The following is an 8,390-nucleotide window of genomic DNA, read 5'->3' on the forward strand; positions in this document are numbered from 1 at the left end:
ACTTTTTGGATTACTACCTAATATTTTATTAAAAGGATTTTTATGAAATTTGAACTCTGGCTTATTCCATTATTTATCATTGCAAGCCTACTACACGGCATTGCGGGTATGGGCTTTCCGCTGATTACCATTGGGGCGTTGTCGGGGGTCTATGGGCTGACTTCTGCCATTGTCCTTGTTCTTGTACCAACGGCGGTGCTTAATCTGATTGCGTGGGTCGGTGGCTCAGGCGGTGTATGGCACAACGCCACTTTTTATCTTAAAAAATATTGGTCGCTGGTCGTGGTGTCCATTCTTGGCAGTGCGTTGGGGGCGTATTTGCTTCTGGTGGTTAATTCTGCTTATCTGATGCTTGCCTTGGCGGTGGTGGTGCTGTGGTATGCCACAACGAGTCTGATGGGTAAAAAAATCGTCCTACCCAACACCACCACATCGCTTGTGGTGATTGGCTTTGTGGCAGGCGTGGTCGGCGGGGCAACCAATGCGATGTCGTCCGTGCTTTTGATGTATCTACTTTCAATGACCGATGATAAGGACACGATTATCAAAGTTGGGAATTTGTGTTATTTTGTCAATAAATTGGTACAAGCCATTGTTTTAAAAGAAGTTTTATTAGAAGTGCCTACCCAAACTTGGACGATGATAATCGGCTTAACCGTGCTGTCGGTGCTTGGCATTGTCATCGGGGCAAGGCTTGGCAAACGCCTGCCGTCCGCCAAATTTCGCACACTTATCCTGTGGGTGCTGGTCGGACTTGGGGTGAAGGTTGGTTGGCAGGGTGTGCAGGGGGTGTTGGGGTGATTTGTGATAATGATTGGATAAAGCTATGAACGCCATTCAAAAAGAAAAAATTACACAGTTAATTAATGAACTTGTGGGTGGTAATCATAGCGAAGAGCGGGGTAATGAAATACATCATGAACTTGATAAATTGATTATTGACCCAAAATGGAGTGGTTATATCTTTTGGAGTAATGATTATATTGACTCAGATGGTGGTTTTATTGCCCATAAATTTTTTTGAAAAAATTCAAGAATACCAGCTGTCCGATGAGTGCCAAAGAAATCAATATGTGATTTCTTTGGTAAATGATTTATTAAAAAAATTTTTCAAGAAAAATCAGAAACCCAAATTGTTAATGAATTAAATAGCCTATTGCCAAATACGGATTGGATTGATTATTTATTTGTCAGTAAAATTTGTATTGATAAAAACAATGAGTTATACGAACATAATTTTATCAATTTGGTTTTTGGTTGATTTTTAATTGATAAGGCAAACACTTTAATTTTTGGTTTTTGTGTTTCTTTTTGTTAGTGAAGAATGTTTGCTGTAAAATGGAGCATTACATGAAAGTTTTATTGGAAGAATATTTTATCAATGATGAAAGTGGGATTTCTCATGATAAATTATTGTATCACATAAATAAGATGATAAAACAACAACAAAAGTGCTGGATTAATTATTCAGAACAAGAAAAATATGAGTGGCTAAGGGCTTGTTATTATTATAATAGAAAACATCATAAATACAACCAAACCATTCACATTTCTGGCAAAGACATACAAAGCAAAAATTCATTTTTATGTTATTTTTCTGAACAATTGGTGGGTATTGGTGGGTATTGGTGGGTATTTTGGTTCTGACTTAGATGGATTTGATGATTGTTTTGATATTTTTGGCGTTAAGGATATTACTGTCTATTGGTGTGATTTTAATGAAAGTAATTTTAAAGAAAAAGACATCATTGTTGATATTTTAAAAGAAAGAAAATTAAATGTGGTTCTTTGTTGATTTGTAAGGTGCGTATTACGCACCTTACACCCCCAAATTACCCCTTAATCTCCCCCCAACTCACCCCAAACTTCCTCAAATATTTCCTTAATCTATCGCTATCATTACCACTTGCCTTATCCAGCCGTGAATGATTAAACAATGCCCGTCCTGCACTTGCCATCGTGGGGTGGGATTGGCAAAGTTTAATGACATTTAATAATTGCATTTTATCAAATTCATCTAAATGTTGGGCATTGATTTTATTTAACAATTCGGGGTTAATATTAATATTGGACTTTTTGTCAAGTTGATTATCATCGTCCGCCCATAATTCTTTTAAACGCCCAATTTCATCATTAACCAATTTTTCATTGATTTTGCCATCATTTGCCAAAGTCGCAAGGCGTAAAATACTCGCCGATAAATCCCGAAAATTGCCCCGCCAAACCGCCCCATCACTCATACAAAACGCCAAATACCGCTCATACGCCTCCTTGCCAAACCGCACTTTCCGCCCAAGCTCAAAGCCTGCAATGTCAAGCTGATAGGCGATGTTGGGGGCGATGTCTTCCTTGCGGTTTTTTAGGGCGGGCAGGGTGTATTGCCAAACATTGATACGGGCGTACAAATCTTCCCGAAATGTTCCCGCCCGCACACACGCTTTCAAATCCTTATTTGTCCCTGCAATGAGCCAAAAATCGCTGTGTACAGGCGTATCCGATCCCATCGGATAAAAGCGTTTGTCTTCCAACGCAGTCAAAAGCATCGCCTGTTCGTCCGCCCCAAGCTCGCCAATCTCGTCCAAAAACAGCACGCCCTGATGAGCGGTCAAAAGATAGCCGTCCCGTGCCGTCATCGCCCCCGTAAACGCCCCTTTTTTATGCCCAAACAGAGCCGAATACGCCATATCGCCCCGCAAAGTTGCACAATTGACTTCCACAAACCGCCCCGCCACCAAATGCCGAGCCTTTTTAAGCTCATAAATTCGCCGTGCCAGTTGCGATTTGCCCGCCCCAGTCGCCCCCATAATCAGCATGGGCGACTTTGAACCCATCGCCACTTGTTCAATTTGCCCGATTAGGGCGTTAAAGGTGGGGTTTTTGGTGGCAATGTCGGTTTTCAAAAACCGCACCGCATCGTCCTTGACCTTGCTTAGGCGACTGGCTAGGGCATCATAACGAGCCAAATCCAAATCAATCGTCTCCACTTGGCAAGGGCTGTCTTTGGGCGGAGCGGTCTGCAAAAGTAGGCTTGGAATTTGGCGGCTTTCCACCAATAAAAACAGGCAAATCTGGGCAACGTGCGTGCCTGTGGTAATGTGGGTAAAATAATTTTCTTGTTCAATATCAAAAGGATAGCTGTCCGCCCAACTTGCTAATTTTTCATACACTTCGCCAAAATCCCACGGATTGTCAAGGGGTATATCCACCAAATTGACCGTGATTTCTGGGCGAATCTCCTTAATGTCCGCCACCACTTGCTCGGCAAGTGCCAGATATTTTGGCGAAATAAACAGCTCCACACGGTCAAACGCCATTACCCTATGCACATTGACATTCGGTCGCCATTTGGCGTGCCGTCTTTGGCTAAATCCATCGTCCAGCACCGTACCCAAAAAGCCAAGCATGACCGATTTTTTCATTATTAATCTTCCAAATCTTTGTTAAATTCACACGCACTTTCAATAATGGCTTCGTTCATTTCTTCAACACTCGCCCCTGTTGTGGCGGTTAAAATGCCAAAAACATCATCAAAACGCCCTTGATTTTGGGTTGTGATTTTATCATTTTCTAAATTTTCCATTAAAATTACCTAGAATAAAAAAATATAAATCTATCTAATATTATAGATTTTTCCCAAAATTTTTACAAGCCAATACTAAAATTTCTCCAATGTTAAAATTTTAATCCATTAAAAATCAATTACTTAAAAACTATTTTTCCCAAAATTTCCCAAGTTGGCACAAGATTTGGATAATGATAAATACGGGCACGCTGTCATACAGGGGGCGACGCTACCAAAAACGATTGGGTCTTGGGTAGTCTGGGTAAAACTGGGTGTTGTTCGCAAGCGGGGGTCTTGGTACGGTTGCAGATGCAGGTACTGGCTATGGCAAATGGTCTACTACTGGCGCGCGTTTCCAATAAGACTGCTCGGCTGTACGACTAAAAATGGCAGTAACAGCACAGATGCGGGTTCGAATCCCGTCGTGTCCACCAAATTTTTCTATCTTTTTGTATAACTTCATAAATGGAGATTGGTTATGAACACCAACATTTTTAACCCCCAAACCACCAACCACCAAGGGGGCAAGGCGTACGAGTTAAGCCCCAAACAAGCCCTTGCTCAGCTTGTGTGTACGGGGACTTTTAACCAGACTTTTTATGTCACAGGGGGCGAGCAGATTGGCGAAGTCATTGATTTGGCACACAAAATTGACAACGCATTTTTGGCAAAACTTGCCCTATACGCCCGTCAGCACGCCTTGATGAAAGACACGCCCGTTGTGCTTTTGGCGATTTTGTGCGTTAAGGCGGACGGTCAGCCCTTTGCCAAAGCCATTTTTAAGGACATTGTCAATAATGGCAAACAGCTTAGAAACTTTGTTCAGGTAATGCGGGGCGGGGCGGTTGGGCGTAAAAGTTTGGGTAATTTTGCCAAAAATTTGGTGAATGAGTGGTTACTTACCGCTAGCGACAGACAATTTATTAACGCCAATATCGGCAATAAACCCACCCTAAGAGATGTCATTCGCCTAAGCCACCCAAAACCTTTTGATGACAAGAGCGAAGCCCTTATCAAATGGGCGTTGCAAAAAGACTTTAATTACAATCACTTACCGCCCCTTGCTCGCTCGCTCCTTGACTTTCAAAAGGACAACCAACAGCCCTTGCCCGACTTGCCCATTGAGTGGCTGATGTCGCTTGATTTGACAACGGAGCATTGGGCAGGCCTTGCCAAACAAGGCTCGTGGCAAATGGTGCGAATGAATTTAAACACCTTTGTCCGTCACGGCGTGTTTGGCGTGGACGGTATGGCGCAAATGCTGGCGGATAAATTAGCGGACGAGCAGGCGGTCAAACACGCCCGTGCCTTTCCCTATCAGCTTTACGCCACTTGGCAGGCTCTGGGCGATGATGTTCCTGCCGTCATCAAAAACGCCCTAAAAACGGCGATGAGCCACGCCCTTGCCAATGTGCCACGCCTTGACGGGCAAATCGCCATCGGCGTAGATGTGTCAGGCTCTATGCACTCGCCCGTAATGGGCTATCGGCGTGGGGCGACATCGCAGGTGCGGTGCATTGATGTGGCAAGTTTGTTTGCGTCTGCGATGAAGGTTGCCAACCCCACAGCGATGATTATGCCCTTTGATACCCGTTTGCACCAAGTGATTGATTTTAATGATAATATTAGTCAAATCACAGGCAAGAAACCTTTTAGTGTACGCCTAAAATCCGCCTTTGGCAAAGCGGACACCGCCCAAACACCGCCTGCCGTTGATGTGCTTGCCTTAGCCGAACGGCTTGCCAAGTTTGGCGGGGGCGGAACACACACCGCCTTACCGCTTGCCGAATTAAATCGCCAAAAAGCAAAGATTGATGTGATGATTTATTTTTCGGACAATGAATCGTGGGCGGACGAGCAGTCTGGGCGTGGCACACAAATGATGAAAGAATGGCGAATTTTAAAAAAGCGTTGCCCTAATGCCAAGCTAATATGCGTGGATTTACAGCCTTATACCTCTTCCCAAGCCAAAAATGGCAATGATGTGTTAAATGTTGGTGGATTTGGCGATAATGTCTTTAAGGTCATTGAAGCGTTTTGTTGTTACGCAACACGATAAAACTATCAAATGTTTGCAATAAAACAAACAAAATTTTTCTTTCACTTGGTGTAAAGGCATTTCAATTTATTTATGACACAAAACAAAAAACACCTTTAATTTTTTACATTAAAGGTGTTTTTTTCACTTAAATTTCAGGCTTAATTGTTATTGAACTCATCTCATCAATAACCCCTTGTAATTCATCAATCCGATTTTGGCATGAACTAATTTTCTCCTTTAATGATAAAATTAGTTCATATCTTTCACTAATGCTTGGTAAATCATCATTCCCCCATTCGTCGCCTATTTCGGTATTGATAATGTGCATGGTTTTTTCATACACCACATCAGGTATTAACCAACATAACATTTGCCTTGTTTCTGTGCTATTGCTTGGTGTGATTATGTTTTTATGGCTACGAAAAGCATTAAACAACCATTCAAATCTTTGATTATTCTTGCACCACTCAAAGTCTTTAAGACTTCTTTCATTCATTGCCTTAAATCCATTGTGCTTTTCTTGCATTTCTTTATCAGAAAATTCAGGTTGCAATAGGCTTTGAGCAATGTTTTTGGTGTAGTTATTTGCTTCTTGTGCAATAGATTCTTTCAGCAATACACCAAAATCCGCACGGTTTACAGGCATCATTTCAAGTTCTTTGATTTGCATTTCATAGCTTGATTTTTCTTGATTCAACTGCTTTAATTCATCGTGCCATTTTTGAATTTCGTTTTTAATTTTAGCAATATCATTTTTAATGGTTGATTTGCTCATAGAGTAGCCCCTTGTTTTAAACATTCACGCACCGCCACTTCATAACTTACGCCGTATTGGGCTTGGTAAGCTAACGCTTTTTGGTGCAACTGATAGGATTGGTTATTGCTGTTTCTTTTTGAAAAATTAGCAGTATTTGCTTGCTCACGCATCACCGAAATAACTGCTGTTTCATAATCAGTATTAAAAGCATTCATCCACGACAAAGCATTTTCATGAATGGTATTGCCAGCATTAAAATTATGGGTATTTACCAATGCTGTTACACAGTTTTGCACAAAAGAATGCTCTGAAAAACTAAGCACTTCCATGCCTCTCACCCAAGCTAAACCCAATAGAGCAAACTTGGGCAACGATTAAGAGATGACTTAGAAGTCATTTGTCAGAGTTTGATACAATCGAAGAAGGTTTGAAGTGTTATTTTGGGGTTTGGTGGGTATAATGCAAGACTTGGTTGGGTTGCACAGATTATTACTATCAGGAATAAAAGAATATGCTGATAGCAAAAATTATCAAAAACATACACATCTTATATTTAGTGATTATGCCATTGCTGGATTTGATAGTCAATTGGCAGGGATTGCTCAAAAGCATGAAGTAACCGATGGTTACAACGCTTGTCATACAGACAGAGTATGCAATCATTGGGGAAATGTCTGTGTGCTATTTAATCAAAGTGATACTCATACACTCATTCACGAACTGGGGCATAGTTTTGGGTTATCGCATACTTTTGAAGATGAGGTAGGATTAATCTTCTCACAAGGTTATACTGACAGCATCATGGACTATGAACATACCAAAAATGGCGATGGTAATTTACATAAAGGCACTCAATGGTCTCTTTTTAAACATCATTGGGATATTATGAACAATGACAACAACCTTGAATGGAAGTAACTTTATGAAATTCACCCATTTATTATGTATTTTTGCGTTTTGTGTTTATTCACAAATAAGTTACGCTGGTCGTTATCTCCCTATATTTTTAACTGATTTGGAGCTTGTAGAACGCATTGAAAAATATGATGATAAAAATTTTATTGAATATGGCTTAATAAGCGGTTCAAATTATTATTTTGATGAGCATTATGTGTCACCTGATATCCCTTTTAGTGTTGGGCTACGATACTTTTTTCTTGGATATTTTGAACACTCAAAGGTGGTAAATAGTGGCGGTCGTATTCCGCAGGAGTTTTCATTGTTTTATGATAAAGACCCTGAGGAGCATCTAATATTTGATTTTGAAAAAGACAGAGTTATTACCTTAATTAAGATTGCTACCGATAACGAGAAAGAGGCTGAGGCTATTTTTTATAAACTATATCGTGATTTTTTAAGTCAAACCAAGCAAGAATGTTATGACTATTGGTGCTATATTGGCTCCCAATATATTTATGACGATATTATTATTAATTTTCACGGTAGATTACAGGGGCATGATAAAGATGTCAATACTGGAATTTATTGGATTGATATTAGAAGGAGGTCAGAGCGATGATTATGCTCACTCTTTAAATAGCAATGGACTAAAATACACAACGACATCAATTTAACCAAATCCATCGGAGTAGCCAAATGAGATATCTTAAACTGTTTATCATACCACTTATGGCACTGTGTTTTAATGTGGCATTTGCAGGCCCACCAGAGTGTTATAAGGGCAGAGCATTGTTTGAAAATAGAGAAGCTTTTTTGAGCGTGTTGAAAAATATCATGCACAAGATTTGGTAAATAATGAAAAAAGGCTAGCAAAGGATTTGATGCTTGTTCCGATAGGCTTGTTAGAATGGAATATTATTTTTTTCCGTCCAATATCGGGACAGCCTAGAAAAATATACCCCCTATATTTACGATGGGGAACGCCAAAAGGTTGTCACTTTACTTAACATCATTACCGATGATAAACAAAAATCTGAGCAGATGTTTGATAAGTTTTATCAAAAATATTTAGAAGACTATGTGTAAAATAAACCCCCGTTATTTACAGTATTAACCCTTAAACATACAAT

Annotated in this window: 11 protein-coding genes; 7 read left to right on the forward strand and 4 right to left on the reverse strand. The window is 40.3% G+C overall.

The features are described from left to right. Positions 1–42 precede the first annotated feature (42 nt). From B0182_RS11525 to B0182_RS14430, 4 genes are all read left to right on the forward strand, one after another. The gene (locus tag B0182_RS11525) at positions 43–801 is read left to right on the forward strand and encodes a sulfite exporter TauE/SafE family protein (protein WP_078275070.1); all 759 of its coding nucleotides are present in this window, start codon (positions 43–45) and stop codon (positions 799–801) included. Positions 802–826: 25 nt separating this feature from the next. Next, positions 827–1,024 carry a hypothetical protein gene (locus B0182_RS14995; RefSeq protein WP_228157714.1) on the forward strand — a complete coding sequence of 66 codons (198 nt, stop codon included), beginning with the start codon at positions 827–829 and terminating at the stop codon, positions 1,022–1,024. Between the two features lie 326 nt (positions 1,025–1,350). After that, positions 1,351–1,647, forward strand: a complete 297-nt coding sequence (locus tag B0182_RS11535; RefSeq protein WP_078275071.1) for a hypothetical protein — start codon at positions 1,351–1,353, stop codon at positions 1,645–1,647. Then, complete coding sequence (locus tag B0182_RS14430; RefSeq protein ID WP_158079709.1) at positions 1,619–1,795, forward strand: barstar family protein; 177 nt, start codon at positions 1,619–1,621, stop codon at positions 1,793–1,795. Before B0182_RS11535 ends, B0182_RS14430 begins: the two co-directional genes overlap by 29 nt. A gap of 37 nt (positions 1,796–1,832) precedes the next feature. On the opposite strand, the gene rtcR is transcribed toward B0182_RS14430, so the two are convergent. Beyond that, positions 1,833–3,419 (reverse strand): RNA repair transcriptional activator RtcR, encoded by a 1,587-nt coding sequence (rtcR, locus tag B0182_RS11540; protein WP_078275072.1) that lies wholly within the window; start codon positions 3,417–3,419, stop codon positions 1,833–1,835. Positions 3,420–3,421: 2 nt separating this feature from the next. Next, positions 3,422–3,580, reverse strand: coding sequence for a hypothetical protein (locus B0182_RS14435; protein WP_158079710.1), 159 nt, complete (start codon positions 3,578–3,580; stop codon positions 3,422–3,424). A 460-nt stretch (positions 3,581–4,040) separates the two neighbouring features. On the opposite strand from B0182_RS14435, the gene B0182_RS11545 reads away from it, so the two are divergent. After that, positions 4,041–5,621, forward strand: coding sequence for a vWA domain-containing protein (locus B0182_RS11545; RefSeq protein ID WP_078275073.1), 1,581 nt, complete (start codon positions 4,041–4,043; stop codon positions 5,619–5,621). Between the two features lie 127 nt (positions 5,622–5,748). Here B0182_RS11545 and B0182_RS11550 read toward each other — a convergent pair whose 3' ends face one another. Together B0182_RS11550 and B0182_RS11555 are read right to left on the reverse strand one after the other, a co-directional pair. Continuing rightward, a complete protein-coding gene (locus B0182_RS11550) occupies positions 5,749–6,378 on the reverse strand; it encodes a hypothetical protein (RefSeq protein ID WP_078275074.1) in 630 nt (209 codons plus the stop codon). Continuing rightward, positions 6,375–6,689: a hypothetical protein gene (locus B0182_RS11555; RefSeq protein ID WP_078275075.1), complete on the reverse strand. Its 315-nt coding sequence runs from the start codon at positions 6,687–6,689 to the stop codon at positions 6,375–6,377. Before B0182_RS11555 ends, B0182_RS11550 begins: the two co-directional genes overlap by 4 nt. A 130-nt stretch (positions 6,690–6,819) precedes the next feature. Here B0182_RS11555 and B0182_RS11560 point away from each other — a divergent pair, with 130 nt between their 5' ends. Together B0182_RS11560 and B0182_RS11565 are read left to right on the forward strand one after the other, a co-directional pair. Beyond that, the gene (locus tag B0182_RS11560) at positions 6,820–7,278 is read left to right on the forward strand and encodes a zinc-dependent metalloprotease family protein (RefSeq protein WP_078275076.1); all 459 of its coding nucleotides are present in this window, start codon (positions 6,820–6,822) and stop codon (positions 7,276–7,278) included. A 4-nt stretch (positions 7,279–7,282) separates the two neighbouring features. After that, positions 7,283–7,879 carry a hypothetical protein gene (locus tag B0182_RS11565; protein ID WP_078275077.1) on the forward strand — a complete coding sequence of 199 codons (597 nt, stop codon included), beginning with the start codon at positions 7,283–7,285 and terminating at the stop codon, positions 7,877–7,879. The last annotated feature ends 511 nt before the right edge of the window (positions 7,880–8,390 follow it).

Origin of the sequence: Moraxella bovis (assembly GCF_002014975.1) — a bacterium.
GTDB classification, from domain to species: Bacteria; Pseudomonadota; Gammaproteobacteria; order Pseudomonadales; family Moraxellaceae; genus Moraxella; species Moraxella bovis.

Bases quoted from the DNA above. Each gene is read 5' to 3' on its own strand.
- B0182_RS11565 (WP_078275077.1), top strand. From the start codon at position 7,283: ATGAAATTCACCCATTTATTATGTATTTTTGCGTTTTGTGTTTATTCA.
- B0182_RS11535 (WP_078275071.1), top strand. From the start codon at position 1,351: ATGAAAGTTTTATTGGAAGAATATTTTATCAATGATGAAAGTGGGATT.
- B0182_RS11525 (WP_078275070.1), top strand. From the start codon at position 43: ATGAAATTTGAACTCTGGCTTATTCCATTATTTATCATTGCAAGCCTA.
- B0182_RS14435 (WP_158079710.1), bottom strand. From the start codon at position 3,580: ATGGAAAATTTAGAAAATGATAAAATCACAACCCAAAATCAAGGGCGT.
- B0182_RS14995 (WP_228157714.1), top strand. From the start codon at position 827: ATGAACGCCATTCAAAAAGAAAAAATTACACAGTTAATTAATGAACTT.
- B0182_RS11555 (WP_078275075.1), bottom strand. From the start codon at position 6,689: ATGGAAGTGCTTAGTTTTTCAGAGCATTCTTTTGTGCAAAACTGTGTA.
- B0182_RS11560 (WP_078275076.1), top strand. From the start codon at position 6,820: ATGCAAGACTTGGTTGGGTTGCACAGATTATTACTATCAGGAATAAAA.
- rtcR (WP_078275072.1), bottom strand. From the start codon at position 3,419: ATGAAAAAATCGGTCATGCTTGGCTTTTTGGGTACGGTGCTGGACGAT.
- B0182_RS11545 (WP_078275073.1), top strand. From the start codon at position 4,041: ATGAACACCAACATTTTTAACCCCCAAACCACCAACCACCAAGGGGGC.
- B0182_RS11550 (WP_078275074.1), bottom strand. From the start codon at position 6,378: ATGAGCAAATCAACCATTAAAAATGATATTGCTAAAATTAAAAACGAA.